The organism is uncultured Methylibium sp., assembly GCF_902826655.1.
Lineage (GTDB): Bacteria > Pseudomonadota > Gammaproteobacteria > Burkholderiales > Burkholderiaceae_C > Methylibium.
Map to the genome: position 1 here is coordinate 11,965 of NZ_CADEFR010000027.1, position 13,867 is coordinate 25,831.

The 13,867-nt window shown below is 71.1% G+C and carries 14 protein-coding genes; 13 read left to right on the top strand and 1 reads right to left on the bottom strand.

Annotation, left to right across the window (positions count from 1 at the left end; translation table 11 throughout):
- Window positions 1–9: 9 nt before the first annotated feature.
- From QZV97_RS12250 to QZV97_RS12305, 12 genes are all read left to right on the top strand, one after another.
- A complete protein-coding gene (locus QZV97_RS12250) occupies window positions 10–531 on the top strand; it encodes a TlpA disulfide reductase family protein (RefSeq protein ID WP_295642283.1) in 522 nt (173 codons plus the stop codon).
- The gene (locus QZV97_RS12255; protein ID WP_295642285.1) at window positions 528–761 is read left to right on the top strand and encodes a DUF4266 domain-containing protein; all 234 of its coding nucleotides are present in this window, start codon (window positions 528–530) and stop codon (window positions 759–761) included. The genes QZV97_RS12250 and QZV97_RS12255 overlap by 4 nt, the downstream gene beginning before the upstream one ends.
- Window positions 748–1,917: a DUF3570 domain-containing protein gene (locus tag QZV97_RS12260; RefSeq protein WP_295642286.1), complete on the top strand. Its 1,170-nt coding sequence runs from the start codon at window positions 748–750 to the stop codon at window positions 1,915–1,917. The genes QZV97_RS12255 and QZV97_RS12260 overlap by 14 nt, the downstream gene beginning before the upstream one ends.
- Window positions 1,918–1,928: 11 nt before the next feature.
- Entirely contained in the window at window positions 1,929–2,552 is a 624-nt protein-coding gene (locus QZV97_RS12265) for an AraC family transcriptional regulator (RefSeq protein ID WP_295642288.1), read from the top strand.
- The gene (locus QZV97_RS12270) at window positions 2,552–4,522 is read left to right on the top strand and encodes a hypothetical protein (protein WP_295642289.1); all 1,971 of its coding nucleotides are present in this window, start codon (window positions 2,552–2,554) and stop codon (window positions 4,520–4,522) included. Before QZV97_RS12265 ends, QZV97_RS12270 begins: the two co-directional genes overlap by 1 nt.
- On the top strand, window positions 4,506–7,346 hold the full coding sequence (locus QZV97_RS12275; protein WP_295642290.1) for a tetratricopeptide repeat protein: 2,841 nt from the start codon (window positions 4,506–4,508) through the stop codon (window positions 7,344–7,346). The genes QZV97_RS12270 and QZV97_RS12275 overlap by 17 nt, the downstream gene beginning before the upstream one ends.
- Before the next feature lie 91 nt (window positions 7,347–7,437).
- Window positions 7,438–8,097: a tetratricopeptide repeat protein gene (locus tag QZV97_RS12280; protein WP_295642291.1), complete on the top strand. Its 660-nt coding sequence runs from the start codon at window positions 7,438–7,440 to the stop codon at window positions 8,095–8,097.
- The gene (locus QZV97_RS12285) at window positions 8,094–8,387 is read left to right on the top strand and encodes a hypothetical protein (protein ID WP_295642293.1); all 294 of its coding nucleotides are present in this window, start codon (window positions 8,094–8,096) and stop codon (window positions 8,385–8,387) included. The genes QZV97_RS12280 and QZV97_RS12285 overlap by 4 nt, the downstream gene beginning before the upstream one ends.
- 41 nt (window positions 8,388–8,428) lie before the next feature.
- Window positions 8,429–9,085, top strand: coding sequence for a MotA/TolQ/ExbB proton channel family protein (locus QZV97_RS12290; protein ID WP_295642294.1), 657 nt, complete (start codon window positions 8,429–8,431; stop codon window positions 9,083–9,085).
- A gap of 14 nt (window positions 9,086–9,099) precedes the next feature.
- Window positions 9,100–9,630, top strand: coding sequence for a biopolymer transporter ExbD (locus QZV97_RS12295; protein WP_295642296.1), 531 nt, complete (start codon window positions 9,100–9,102; stop codon window positions 9,628–9,630).
- A gap of 8 nt (window positions 9,631–9,638) precedes the next feature.
- Complete coding sequence (locus QZV97_RS12300; RefSeq protein ID WP_295642298.1) at window positions 9,639–10,130, top strand: biopolymer transporter ExbD; 492 nt, start codon at window positions 9,639–9,641, stop codon at window positions 10,128–10,130.
- Complete coding sequence (locus QZV97_RS12305) at window positions 10,127–11,233, top strand: AgmX/PglI C-terminal domain-containing protein (protein ID WP_295642300.1); 1,107 nt, start codon at window positions 10,127–10,129, stop codon at window positions 11,231–11,233. Before QZV97_RS12300 ends, QZV97_RS12305 begins: the two co-directional genes overlap by 4 nt.
- Before the next feature lie 106 nt (window positions 11,234–11,339).
- On the opposite strand, the gene QZV97_RS12310 is transcribed toward QZV97_RS12305, so the two are convergent.
- Window positions 11,340–11,618 (bottom strand): hypothetical protein, encoded by a 279-nt coding sequence (locus tag QZV97_RS12310; protein WP_295642302.1) that lies wholly within the window; start codon window positions 11,616–11,618, stop codon window positions 11,340–11,342.
- 176 nt (window positions 11,619–11,794) lie between these two features.
- Here QZV97_RS12310 and fusA point away from each other — a divergent pair, with 176 nt between their 5' ends.
- A complete protein-coding gene (gene fusA, locus QZV97_RS12315) occupies window positions 11,795–13,861 on the top strand; it encodes an elongation factor G (RefSeq protein WP_295642304.1) in 2,067 nt (688 codons plus the stop codon).
- Window positions 13,862–13,867 lie beyond the last annotated feature (6 nt).

Consider the following 13,867-nt stretch of genomic DNA (forward strand, 5'->3'; position numbering starts at 1 on the left):
CGGCCCTTCATGACTTCGATCCCCTCGTCCCGCCGGCGGGCGCTGATGCGCCTGCTGCCCGGTGCCCTGCTGGCCGTCGCGGCCAGCGTCTATGCCCTGCCGCTGGCGCCGGCCGGCCTGGCGCCCGACTTCACGCTGCGCACCATCGACGGCCAGAACCTGCGCCTCCAGGAGCAGCGCGGCCAGGTCGTGCTGGTCAACTTCTGGGCCACCTGGTGCGGCCCCTGCCGCCAGGAGATGCCGCACCTCAACCGTCTGTACGAGAAGTACCGCGCCTCGGGCTTCCAGCTGCTGGGCGTCAACGTCGACGAGGACCCGCGCAGCGCCGCCGCGCTGGCGACCAAGCTCGGCGTCAAGTTCCCGGTGCTGCCCGACGGCGACAAGAAGGTCAGCAGGCTCTACGACCTGAGCGCGATGCCGCAGACCGTGCTGATCGACCGCGACGGCCGCGTGCGCTACCTGCACCGCGGCTACAAGGAAGGCTACGAGAACACCTACGACCAGCAGATCCGGGAGTTGCTGAAGCAATGAACGCCGGACGCATCCTGAAGGTCGTGCTCGGGGCGCTGCTGGCATCGCAACTCGGTGCCTGCGCGATCCAGCCCTGGGTCAAGCCCTACGAGCGCGAGCGCCTGGCGGATCCGATCATGCAGTTCGTGCGCGACGGCATGCTCGAGACGCACCGCGAGCACATCCACAACGTGCGCGAGGCCTCGCGCGGCGCGACCGGCGTGCAGGGAGGCGGCTGTGGCTGCAACTGAGGCGTCGCCGCGTGCCTGGAGCGAGCGCTGGCAGCGCACGCTGCGCGCCTGCGCCGCGCTGAAGGGCCGACGCGCCCGCGCCGCCGCACCGCTGGGCCTGATCGGCGGCGTGCTGGCCGGCGGCGCCGCGCACGGCGTCACGCTGCCCGAGGACAAGGCCGAGGCGATGTACCACGTCTACGACGGCGGTGGCGTGCGCGCCACCGGCCCGGCGCTGCTGGTGCGCAAGAGTCTGGCGGACAAGGTCTCGCTGTCGGCGTCGTACTACGTGGACATGGTCAGCAACGCGTCGATCGACGTGGTGACGACCGCCAGCCCGTTCAAGGAAAAGCGCACCGCCTACAGCCTGGGTGCCGACTACGTGTACCGCGACTCGCAGATCAGCCTGTCGTTCTACAACAGCAAGGAACCCGACTACACCGCCGATGCGATCGGCATGGACGTGTCGCAGGAGGTCTTCGGCGGCATGACGACGGTGAGCCTGGGCTTCACCCGCGCCTCTGACAAGGTCGAGCGCAAGAACGACGCGAGCTTCCAGGACTACGCGCGCCACTGGCAGTACCGCGTGGGCGTGACGCAGATCCTCACGCCGCGCTGGCTGGCCAGCGTCAACCTCGAGGCGGTGTCCGACGACGGCTACCTGGGCAGCCCCTACCGCGTCGCGCGCGTCTTCGGCGCCGCGGTGCCCGAGCGCAATCCGCGCACGCGCTCCAGCCGGGCCGTCAAGTTCCACGTCATCGGCGACCTCGGCTCGCGCGATGCGCTGCGCGGCGAGTACCGCTACTTCTGGGACAACTGGGACATCGCGGCCCACACCGCCGAGGCCGGCTACAGCCGCTACTTCGGCGACGCCTGGCTGGGCGACGTGCTGCTGCGCTACTACACGCAGGACAAGGCGCTGTTCTACAGCGACAACGCCCAGGCCGACACCGTCTACGTGTCACGCAACCGGCAGCTCAGCAGCTTCAACAGCGTTGCCATCGGCGCCAAGGCCACCTATACCGTTCCCAACGTCCCCGCGAAGTACGGCGTCAAGGTCACCGGCGCCTACGAGTTCAAGCGCTTCAAGTTCAGCGATTTCACCGACATCCGCACCGGCCAGCCGTACTCGTTCGACGCGCACGTGCTGCAGGTCTATGTGTCGGCGACCTACTAGGGTCCGATGCCATGACGTCCGCCTTCCCCGTCCCCTCCCTGCTGGCGCGCGGCGCCGCGGCGCTGGCGCTGCTGCTCGCGTTCGTGCTGTCCGCGACCCCGGCCATCGCGCAGACGGCGGCGCCTGCCGCCACACCCGCCACGACGGCAGCGGCCCCGGCCGCGGCGCCGTCCTCGGCCAACAACGCGCTCGACGGCCGCATCCAGGACGTCAAGGGCGACGTGATCCGCCTGAATCGCGACCTGCTGGTGCTCGAGGAAGAGCTGCTGTTCCCGGCCAACACCCAGGTGGCGCTGTTCGTGTCGATGGACGTGGGCAAGCTCTTCAACCTGGAGTCGGTGCAGATCAAGCTCGACGAGAAGGTCGTCGCCAACCACCTGTACACGCCGCACGAGGTCGCCGCGCTGCACCGCGGCGGCGTGCAGCGCCTGCACCTGGGCAACCTGCGCGCGGGCACGCACGAGATCGTGGCCTTCTTCACCGGCCAGGGCCCGGCGCACGGCGAGCAGCGCCGCGACTACAAGCGCGGCGCCACCATCAAGTTCGACAAGGGCACCGAGCCCAAGTACATCGAGCTGCAGATCAAGGATTCGACCGGCAAGCTGCAGCCGGAGTTCGAGGTCAAGGTCTGGTGATGCCGCGTTCCTCCCGTCGCGGCCTCTGGGCCGGACCGCTGCGAGCCGCGCGAGCGAGCCTCGTCGCAACGAGTCTCGCCGCGGGCCTCGCCGCGCCTGCGGCGGCGGCGACCTGGTATGCGCCGTGGACCTGGCTCGACCGCGACGAGGCGCCGCTCGTGAACGTCGTGCGCGATCCGCACTACGGCGACACGCTGTTCCACTTCTACCAGGACCACTACTTCACCTCGGTCACCACGCTGATGGTGTCGCAGCACTTCGAGCGCATGCCGAAGCACGCCGACGAGGCCGAGGTGCTGCGCGGCGGCCTGCTGCTGTCCTACGGCCTGCACCGCGAGGCGGGGCAGATCTTCGCGCAGCTGATCGAGAAGGGCGCGGCGCCGGCGGTGCGCGACCGCGCCTGGTACTACCTGGCGAAGATCCGCTACCAGCGCGGCTTCCTGCCCGAGGCCGAGGCCGCGCTCGCGCGCATCGAGGGCACGCTGCCTGGCGACCTGGAAGACGACCGCCTGCTGCTGGCCTCCAACCTGCTGATGGCGCGCGGCGACTACACCGGCGCGGCGGCGCTGCTGGCCGGCGTCACCGCCACCCCGGAAGGCAAGCAGCGCGCGCGCGCGGCCGGCCCCTACCTGCGCTTCAACCTCGGGGTCGCGCTGGTCAAGAGCGGCGACCCGGCGCGCGGCGCCGCGCTGCTCGACGAGCTGGGCCGCATGCCCGGCCCCAATGAAGAGATCCGCAGCCTGCGCGACAAGGCCAACGTCGCGCTGGGCTACACCGCCCTGCAGGAGAACCGCGCCGAGGACGCGCGCACCGCGCTCGAGCGGGTGCGCCTGAACGGCCTGCAGTCGAACAAGGCGCTGCTCGGCTTCGGCTGGGCCGCCGCGACACTGAAGCAGCCGAAGCTCGCGCTCGTGCCCTGGGCCGAGCTGGCCGGCCGCGACCCGGGCGATGCCGCGGTGCTGGAGGCGCGCATCGCGCTGCCCTATGCCTATGCCGAGCTGGGCGCCTACGGCCAGGCGCTGGACGGCTACAACGAGGCGATCACCGCCTTCGACCAGGAAGGCGGCAAGCTCGACGAGTCGATCCGCGCGATCCGCGCCGGCAAGCTGGTGGACGGCCTGATCGAGAACAACCCGGGCGACGAGATGGGCTGGTTCTGGAAGATCGACCGGCTGCCCGAGATGCCGCACGCCAGCCACCTCACCCAGGTGCTGGCGCAGCACGAGTTCCAGGAAGCCTTCAAGAACTTCCGCGACCTGCGCTACCTGGAACGCAACCTCACCGAGTGGCAGGACAAGCTGGGCGTCTTCGGCGACATGCTGGTCAACCGCCGCCAGGCCTATGCCGAGCGCCTGCCCAAGGTGCTGAGCCAGGCCGGCGCGCTGAACATCGACGCGCTGCAGAAGCAGCGCGACGCGCTGGCCGCCGAGCTGGCCGACGCCGAGGCGCGCGCCGACGGCCTGGCCTTCGCCGACGCGAAGCAGGCCGAGCAGCGCGCGCGCCTGGCCGAGGTGCAGCAGCAGCTGCAGGCGCTGGGCAGCGACCCGGCCTACGACCGCGCACGCCAGCACGCGCGGCTCGCCGCCGGCGCGCTGACCTGGCAGCTGGCGCAGGACTACCCGGCGCGCGTCTGGGAGGCGAAGAAGGGCTTGCGCACGACCGACCAGCAGATCGAGCAGGCGCGTGCCCGCGAGGCCGCGCTGGTGCAGGCGCAGCGCGACGAGCCGGCGCGCTTCGACCGCTTCGAGGCGCGCATCAAGGCGCTGTCGCCGACGATCCAGGCGCTGATCCCGCGCGTGCAGACGCTGGCGCGCGAGCAGCAGAACGTCGTGCAGGAACTGGCCGTGGCCGAGCTGCAGGGCCAGAAGGAAAGACTCGTGGTCTACGCGACCCAGGCGCGCTTCGCGCTGGCCCAGCTCTACGATCGCGCCAAGCTGGCGCGGGAGAACGACCGTGCGGCCCCGCAGTAGCCTGCTGTGGCTGATGATCGTCGCCGGCGGCCTGTCCGCCTGCGCGGGCCGGCGCGACACCGGCACGCCGGACAACGAGCCCACGCTCAAGGCGCTGGCCGGCCGCGAGGTGCAGGTCGCGACCGACCGCCGCATCCAGGCCGACGAAGCCCAGGCCATCGCCGCCTACCGCAAGTTCCTCGAGATCGCGCCCAAGGCGCCGCAACGCGCCGAGGCCCTGCGCCGCCTGGGCGACCTCGAGATGGACAGCACCGACAGCCGGCTCGCCAGCGGCCAGGGCGGCACCACCTCGACCGGCGCGCCCGACTACCGCGCTGCGATCAAGCAGTACCAGGACTACCTGAAGCTCTACCCCAAGGACCCGGGCAACGATCGCGTGCTCTACCAGCTGGCGCGCGCGCAGGAGCAGTCGGGCGAGCTCGAGACCGCGCTGAAGACGCTGGACCGCCTGGTTGCCGACTACCCCAGGACCGCCTATGTCGAGGAAGCGCAGTTCCGCCGCGGCGAGCTGCTGTTCACGACGCGCGACTACGCGAAGGCCGAGCAGGCCTACACGACGGTGCTGGCGGCCGATGCCAGCGACCGCTACCGCGAGCGCGCGCTGTACATGCAGGGCTGGTCGCAGTTCAAGCAGGGCAAGCTCGAGGAAGGCCTGCGCTCCTTCTTCGGCGTGCTGGACCTGAACGCCGACGCGCTCAAGGGAGACGGCGAACTGGAGAACCTGGCCGGCCTGAGCCGCGCCGAGCGCGAGCTGGTCGAGGACAGCTTCCGCGTCACCAGCATCAGCCTCGCCAACCTGCAGGGCGCCGAGTCCATCCCGCCCTACATCACCAGCGACGCGCGCAAGGGCTACGAGTTCCGCGTCTACCAGCAGCTCGGCGAGCTCTACCTCAAGCAGGAGCGCGTCAAGGACGCGGCCGACACCTTCGGGCAGTTCTCGCGCCGCCATCCGCTGCACGCGCAGGCGCCGCAGCTGCAGGCGCGCGTGATCGACATCTACCAAGGCAACGGCTTCCCGGCGCTGGCGCTCGAGGCCAAGAAGGACTACGTCTCGCGCTACGGCGTCGAGAGCGAGTTCCGCAAGGCCAACCCCGAGGGCTGGGAGAAGGCGCAGCCGCTGGTCAAGACCCACCTCACCGAGCTGGCGCGCCACCACCACGCGCTGGCGCAGAAGAGCAAGGCCAGCGCCGACTACCAGGAGGCGGTGCGCTGGTACCGCCTGTACATCGCGTCCTTCCCCCAGGACCCGGCGACCGCGCAGAACCACTTCCTGCTGGGCGAACTGCTGTACGAGGACAAGCGCTACGCCGAGGCCGCGGTCGAGTACGAGAAGACCGCCTACGACTACCCGGCGCACGCCAGGAGCGCCGACGCCGGCTACGGCGCGCTGCTGGGCTACGCCAACCAGGAGAAGACGGCGCCCGCGGCCGAGCGCCCCGCGCTGCAGCGCGCCGGCGTCGAGAGCGCGCTGCGCTTCGCCAGGGCCTTCGAGGCCGACCCGCGCACCGGGCCCGTGCTGACCAATGCCGCCGAGAAGCTCTACGCGCTGCGCGACGAGCGTGCCGCCGGCGTCGCGCAGCAGGTGCTGGCGCTCAAGCCCGAGGCCGCGCCGGCACAGCGGCGCGTCGCCTGGACGGTGCTGGCGCACAACGCCTTCGAGCGCGGCGCCTTCCCCGAGGCCGAGCTGAACTACGCCGAGGTGCTGGCGCTGACGCCCGACAAGGACCCGGGCCGCAACGACCTGGTCGAGCGCCAGGCCGCGGCCATCTACAAGCAGGGCGAGCAGGCCCGCGCCGACGGCCGCGCGCGCGACGCGGTCGGCCACTTCAACCGCATCGCCGCGGTGGCGCCGCAGTCCACCGTGCGCGCGACCGCGCAGTACGACGCCGCCGCGTCGCTGATCGGCCTGAAGGACTGGGACGGCGCGGCGAAGTCGCTGGAGGACTTCCGCACGCGCTACCCCAACCACCCGCTGCAGGCCGACGTCGGCGGCAAGCTGGCCGTCGCCTACCTGGAGCAGGAGCGCTGGGGCCAGGCCGCCGGCGAGTTCGAGCGCCTGGCGGCCGCCAAGACCGCGAGCCGCGAACCGGCCCTCGCGCGCGAGGCGCAATGGCAGGCCGCCAGCCTGCACGAGAAGGCCATCGCCAAGGGCGGCGCGCGCGCCACCGCGGTGCGCGCCTGGGAGCGCTACGTGAAGGAGCATCCGCAGCCGCTCGAGCCGGCCGTCGAGGCACGCTGGCGCCTCGCGGGCCTGGCCAAGGCCGACGGCAACGCGACGCGCGAGTTCGCGCTGGTGAAGGAGATCTACCAGGCCGACCAGACCGGCGGCAGCGCCCGCACCGGCCGCACCCGCACGCTGGGCGCGACCGCGGCGCTGGCGATGGCCGAGCCGGCCGTCGCCGAGTACCGCAAGGTCGCGCTGGTCGAGCCCCTGGCCCGGCAGCTCAAGCTGAAGAAGACGAAGTTCGAGGACGCGCTGAAGGCCTACGCCGTCGCGGCCGACTACGGTGTGGCCGAGGTCACCACCGCGTCGACCTTCCACACCGCGTCGCTCTACGGCGACTTCGGCAAGGCACTGCTCGGCTCGCAGCGGCCCAAGAAGCTGTCGAAGATCGAGCGCGAGCAGTACGACGTGCTGCTGGAGGAGCAGGCCTTCCCCTTCGAGGAGAAGGCGATCGAGCTGCACGAGGTCAACGCGAAGCGCGCCGCCGAGGGCATCTACGACGGCTGGGTGCAGAAGAGCTTCAAGGCGCTGGGTGAACTGCGCCCCGTGCGCTACGGCAAGGTCGAACGCGCCGAAGGAGTGATCGATGCGATCCGCTGAGGACGCTCCCCCCCGTTGCGGCTGCGCCGCTCCCCCCCAGGGGGGCGCCGCTGGCGGACCGGCGGAGCCGGATCCGCGGCGGCTGCTGGCGTTGGCCCTGGTACTCGTCATGTCGGGTTGCGCCTCGCTGGGCGAGCCGCTGAAGGCGATCCAGCAGGCGGTGACGCCGGCGCCCGCCGAGGCCACGCCCGCCGCCGCGGCCTCAGCGCCCGTGGCGGCTGCGCCGGTGGTCGTGGCGGCGCCGGTGCCGCCGGCCGCGCAGCGCGGCTTCGACGATGCACGCCGTGCGCTGGCCGCGGGCCGCGCCGACGACGCCGAGCGCGGCTTCCGCGCGCTGACGAAGTCCAACCCCGAGCTCGGCGGCCCGCATGCCAACCTGGGCCTCATCTACCGCCAGGCCGGCAAGGCCGACCAGGCCGTGGCCGAGTTCGAGCAGGCGACGAAGCTCAGCCCCGAGCAGCCGCTGTACTTCAACCAGCTCGGCATCGCCTACCGCCAGCAGGGCCAGTTCGCGAAGGCACGCGCGGCCTACGAGAAGGCCATCGCTCTCGACGCCGCCTACGCCTCGCCGCAGCTCAACCTCGGCATCCTGCACGACCTCTACCTGGGCGACGGCGCGCGCGCGCTGGAGCTCTACGAGCGCTACCAGATCCTGACCGCCGGCAAGGACGCGACGGTCGGCAAATGGGTCGCGGACCTGAAGAACCGCAAGCCGGGCCAGCGCCTGGTCAGCAAGAAGGAGCAGCCATGAAACGCCTCGCTGCCATCGGTCTGCTGTCGGCCGCGGCCCTGCCCGCGCTGGCGCAGGACCGTGCGGACATCGACCGCACCCAGATCATCGGCAACCGCGAGCTGCCCAAGGTGCTGTACATCGTGCCGTGGAAGAAGCCGGTGCCGGGCGACCTGTCGGGCCGGCCGCTGGCCAGCGTGCTCGACGAGGCGCTGGCGCCGATCGACCGCGACGTCTACCGCCGCCAGCTGCAGTACGACGCCCAGCAAGCACCGTCCAAGAACCCCGCGCCGGCCCCGGCCGCGCGCTGAACCCTTCGCTCATCACCGAACCGCCGTCACAGGAGCTCCCCATGTCCCTCATCGATTTCGCCGTCAAGTTCTTCCAGGACAGCGGCGTGGCCATCTACTTCAGCATCGCGATCATGGCCGTCGGCCTGGCGATCGCGATCGAGCGCTACGTCTTCCTGAACCGCGCGCGCTCGCAGAACCGCAAGCTCTGGGCCCAGGTCCTGCCGATGCTGCAGGGCGGCCGCTACAAGGAAGTGCACAGCGTCGCCACCAAGTCCGACGCGGCGATCGGCAAGATCGTCGCCCACGGCCTGGAGCGCATGCAGAGCCCGGGCCGGCGCGAGGACATCGACGCGGCGATGGAGGAGGGCATGATGGAGATCGTGCCGCGCCTGGAGAAGCGCACGCACTACATCGCGACCTTCGCCAACGTGATCACGCTGGTGGGCCTGCTGGGCACCATCATCGGCCTGATCAAGGGCTTCACCGCGGTCGCGGCGGTCAACCCGGCCGAGAAGGCCGAGCTGCTGTCGGCGTCGATCTCGATCGCGATGAACAACACCGCGTTCGCGCTGTCGGTGGCGATCCCCTTCCTGCTGATCCATGCCTTCCTGCAGGCGCGCACCAGCGAGATCGTCGACGGCCTGGAGGCCGCCAAGATCAGCTTCCTGAACCTGGTCCAGCGCGTCAAGGCCGACTCGGCCGCGACCACGCGCTGAACGACGGAGTCGCCATGAGAAACCGTCGCCTTCGCAAGCCGTCGGCGAGCCTGGAAGTCACGGCCTTCATCAACGTGATCGTCGTGCTGGTGCCGTTCCTGCTGTCGACGGCGGTGTTCACGCGCCTGTCGGTGATGGAGCTGACGCTGCCGGCGCAGTCGTCGGCGGTCGAGCAGCTCAAGGTCGACGACCTCAAGCTCGAGGTGGTGATCCGCCCCGACGCGATCGAGGTCGGTGACCGCATCGGCGGCCTGATCCAGCGCATCCCGATGGCCGCCGCCGGCCAGCACGACTACGCCGCGCTGTCCACGCTGATGCAGATGATCAAGGGCAAGTTCCCGCAGACGACCACGGCCACCGTGCTCGCCCAGCCCGACACGCCCTACGAGATGCTGGTGCAGGTGATGGACATGGTGCGCGAGGCGAAGCCGCCGCACGCGCCGAAGGCCAAGGACGCACCGGCCGTGGCCGCCGCGCCGGCCACCGTGCTGTTCCCCGACATCTCGATCGGCGACGCGCCGATCAGTGTCGCCTTGAAGAAATAGGGGCCGCGATGAAGCTCACCCCGATCCAGAAACGCGCCGAGCGCAAGTCGCGCAACGAGCACGGGCTCGACATGAACCTCGTGGCGCTGATCGACATCTTCACGATCCTGATCTTCTTCCTGATGTCGTCGACCGGCATCGAGGTGCTGTCGAGCGCCCGGGCCGTGAAGCTGCCCGAGTCGACGGCCGAGAAGCTGCCGCGCGAGACCGTGGTCATCACCGTCAGCGCGACCGACATCGTGGTCGACGGCCGCAAGGTCGCATCGGTCAGCGAGGCGCTGGCCGGCGAGGACGACCTGATCGCGCCGCTGAAGGCCGAGCTTGACCTGCAGGCCGGCCGCCAGACCCTCCGCAAGGAGAACGAGGCCCAGGCCAAGGCGATCACGATCATGGGCGACAAGGGCATCCCCTACCGCCTGCTGCGCAAGGTGATGTACACCGCGGCGCGGGCGAACTTCAGCGACGTGGCGTTCGCGGTCACGCAGAAGGCGTCGTCATGAGTGCCGCAGCCATTTCGTTCCGCGCGCCCGTTCTGCCGTGGGCGCTGGTCATCGAGGACGAGGCGCGCTTCAAGCGCATCCTGCGCGCGGTCCTCGTCGTCTGCGCGCTGATCTGCCTGGTATTGCTGCTGATGCCCAAGCGCGAGGTGGATCGCAGCGTGCCGGTCGAGCTGCCGCCGCGCCTGGCCAAGCTGGTGATCGAGCAGCGCGAGCCGCCGCCCACGCCCAAGCTGGTGCCGCCCAAGGCCGAGAAGCAGGCCGCGACCGAAGTCGCGACGGCCAAGCCCGAGGCACCGCGTCCCGAGGCGAAGAAGCCCGAGCCGCCGCGGGCGTCGGCCGTGCCCGAGGCGCGCAACCCGATCGCGGGCAAGCCGCCCGGCGAAGCGCTCGAGGCCGCCAAGCGCAAGGCCGCCGGCGTCGGCCTGATGGCGATGAAGCAGGAGCTGGCGCAGCTGGCGCTGGCGCCGACCGCGGTGCAGCTCAACAAGGACATCAAGCCCGGCCCGGGCATCGGCGCGGGCGTCGGTGTCGGCGTCGGCGCGGGCACCGACCCGGGCGTGCCGACGCGCGCGCTGATCACCTCCAACGCGACCAACGGCAGCGGCGGCATCAACACCGCCGGCTACAGCCGCAACACCGGCGGCGGCGGCCTCGCGGGCCGCGGCACGACGCTGGTCGAAGGCACGATCGGCGGCGGGGGCGGCGGCGGTCCCGGCGGTGGCCTGGGCGTCGGCGGCAAGGGCGACGGCTCGGGCAGCGGCACGGGCGCGGGCGGCCGCGGCGGCACGCTGGCCAAGAGCGGCAGCGGCAAGGCCTCGCGCTCGCTCGAGGACATCAAGCTGGTGTTCGAGCGCAACAAGGGCTCGATCTACGCGATCTACAACCGCGCGCTGCGCGAGGACCCCTCGCTGCAGGGCAAGGTGGTGCTGGAGCTGAAGATCGCGCCGACCGGCGAGATCGTGGCGGCCCGCATCATCTCGAGCGAACTGAAGGCCAACGAACTGGAGAGCAAGCTGCTCGCGCGCATCCGCCAGTTCGACTTCGGGGCGAAGGATGTCGAGGTGATGGTCGTCAGCTGGCCGCTCGACTTCCTGCCCTCGTAGGCCCACCCCCGTTGCGGCTTCGCCGCTCCCCCTCCAGGGGGCGCCGCTGGCGGACCGGCGGAGCCGGATCCGCGGCGGCTGCCGGGTTCGATCGAGCGATGCCGATTCAGCGCGCGTTCTGGCGCGGCGGCGTCCTGGGCTTGGCGGCCGTGCGCGGCGCCGGCTCGGGCGGGCGCGCGCCGGCCGACACCAGGCCCGGCGTCGCGATGCACTGCAGGCTCTTCGGCGTCAGCGAGTAGGTCGAACCGCCACCGCGCGACTGGTTGGCCGCGGCCTCGATGATGGCCACCTTGGCGTTCTCGCAGGCGAGGCCGGAGCTGAAGCTGGCGACGAAATACGGCGCGAGGCCGTTGGCGGTCAGGACGAAGGCGAGCAGCGAAACCATGGTGGAACTCCGGGGGGGCAGGGACGCGCCGAGGGCCTGACGATTACAGCGGAAACCCCGCGCCGCCCCTGTGCCGACGCGTAACAGCGGCCGGCCCGCCCCCGGGCGGCCGCGGGTGGACAGACCGCGGTGGTCGGCGCGATCATGGGGCCACCCCCCGGCGCCCAGGAGACGCGATGCCCGCATCCAGCCCTGCCGTCCATCCGGACGTTGCCCGCATCCACAGCGTCGCCCTGGTCGGGCAGACGGCGGCCGGCAAGACCAGCCTCGCCGAGGCGCTGCTGCACAAGGCCGGCGTGATCGGCGCGCCCGGCAGCCTGGAGCGCGGCAGCACCGTCTGCGACTTCGACCCGATGGAGCGCCGGGTCCAGCATTCGCTCAACTCCGCCGTGGTGCACTTCGACCACCGCGAGGCCAGCGTCCACCTGATCGACACGCCGGGCTACGGCGACTTCGTCGGCCAGGCGATGACGGCGCTGGAGGCGGTCGACACGGCGGCGGTCGTGATCAACGCGCAGACCGGCGTCGAGCCGATGGCCCGCCACATGATGGCCTGGGCCGCCGAGCGCGGTCTGTGCCGCATGATCGTCGTCAACAAGATCGACGCGGCCACCGACCTGGGCGGCCTGGTCGAGCGCCTCCAGGCGGCCTTCGGCAAGGAGTGCCTGCCGCTCAACCTGCCGGCGGCGGGCGGGACGAAGGTGCTGGACTGCTTCTATGACGCCGGCGACAAGGCACCGAAGGCCGACTTCTCGTCGGTGGCCGCGGCCCACCGCGCGCTGGTCGAGCAGGTGGTCGAGGTCGACGCCGGCTTCGTCGAGCGCTATCTCAACGAGGGCGACGTCGACCCGCGCGAGCTGCACGCGCCGCTGGAGCAGGCGCTGCGCGAAGGCCACCTGATCCCGATCTGCTTCGTCTCGGCGCGCAACGGCGCCGGCGTGGGTGAGCTGCTCGACGCCTTCGAGCAGCTGCTGCCCAACCCGACCGAAGGGAACCCGCCGCAGTTCTATCGAGGAGAAGGCGCCGACGCCAAGGAACTGCATGCCGACCCCGACCCGGCCAAGCACGTCATCGCGCACGTCTTCAAGGTCACGGTGGACCCCTACGTCGGCAAGCTCGGCATCTTCCGCATCCACCAGGGCACGGTCACCAAGGACAGCCAGCTCTACATCGGCGACGGCCGCAAACCCTTCAAGGTGGGCCACCTCTTCATGCTGCAGGGCAAGACCCACGTCGAGGTGCCGCGCGGTCGGCCCGGCGACATCTGCGCGGTGCCCAAGGTCGACGACATGCACTTCGACGCGGTGCTGCACGACGCCGCCGAGGACGACCACCTGCACCTGAAGCCGCTGCCCTTTCCGGTGCCGGTGCACGGCCTGGCGATCCAGCCGCGGCGCCGCGGCGACGAGCAGCGCATGTGGGAGATCCTGCAGAAGCTGGTCGACGAGGACCCCTGCCTGAAGGTCGAGCATGTGGCCGTGACCAACGAGACCGTGGTCTACGGCCTGGGCGAGCTGCACCTGCGCACGCTGCTCGAGCGCATGACCGAGGTCTACAAGTGCGAGGTCGACACGCGCCCGCCGCGCATCGCCTACCGCGAGACCATCACCGCGCCGGCCGAGGGCCACCACCGCCACAAGAAGCAGAGCGGCGGCGCCGGCCAGTTCGGCGAGGTGTTCCTGAAGGTCGAGCCGCTGCCGCGCGGCGCGGGCTTCGAGTTCGTCGACCAGGTCAAGGGCGGCGTGATCCCCAACCAGTTCATCCCCGCGGTCGAGAAGGGCGTGAGGCAGGCGCTGGATGGCGGCGTGATCGCGGGCTTTCCGGTGAAGGACGTGCGCGTGATCGTCTACGACGGCAAGGCGCACTCGGTCGACTCCAAGGAGATCGCCTTCGCGACCGCCGGCCGCAAGGCCTTCGTCGAGGCGGTGAAGAAGGCCGCACCGATCGTGCTGGAGCCCATCGTCAAGGTCGAGATCAGCGCGCCCGAGACCAGCCTGGGCGACATCACCGGCGACCTGTCGTCGCGCCGCGGCCAGGTCAACGGCACCGACTCGCTGCAGGCCGGGCACATCACCGTCGCGGGCCAGGTGCCGCTGTCCGAGCTGAACGGCTACCAGGCGCGCCTCAACGGCCTGACCGGCGGGCAAGGCCGCTACACGCTGGCGCTGAGCCACTACGAGGCCGTGCCGCCAGCGGTGCAGGTGCAGCTGGTGGGGCAGCACAAGGTGCGGGACGAGGACTGAGCTCGT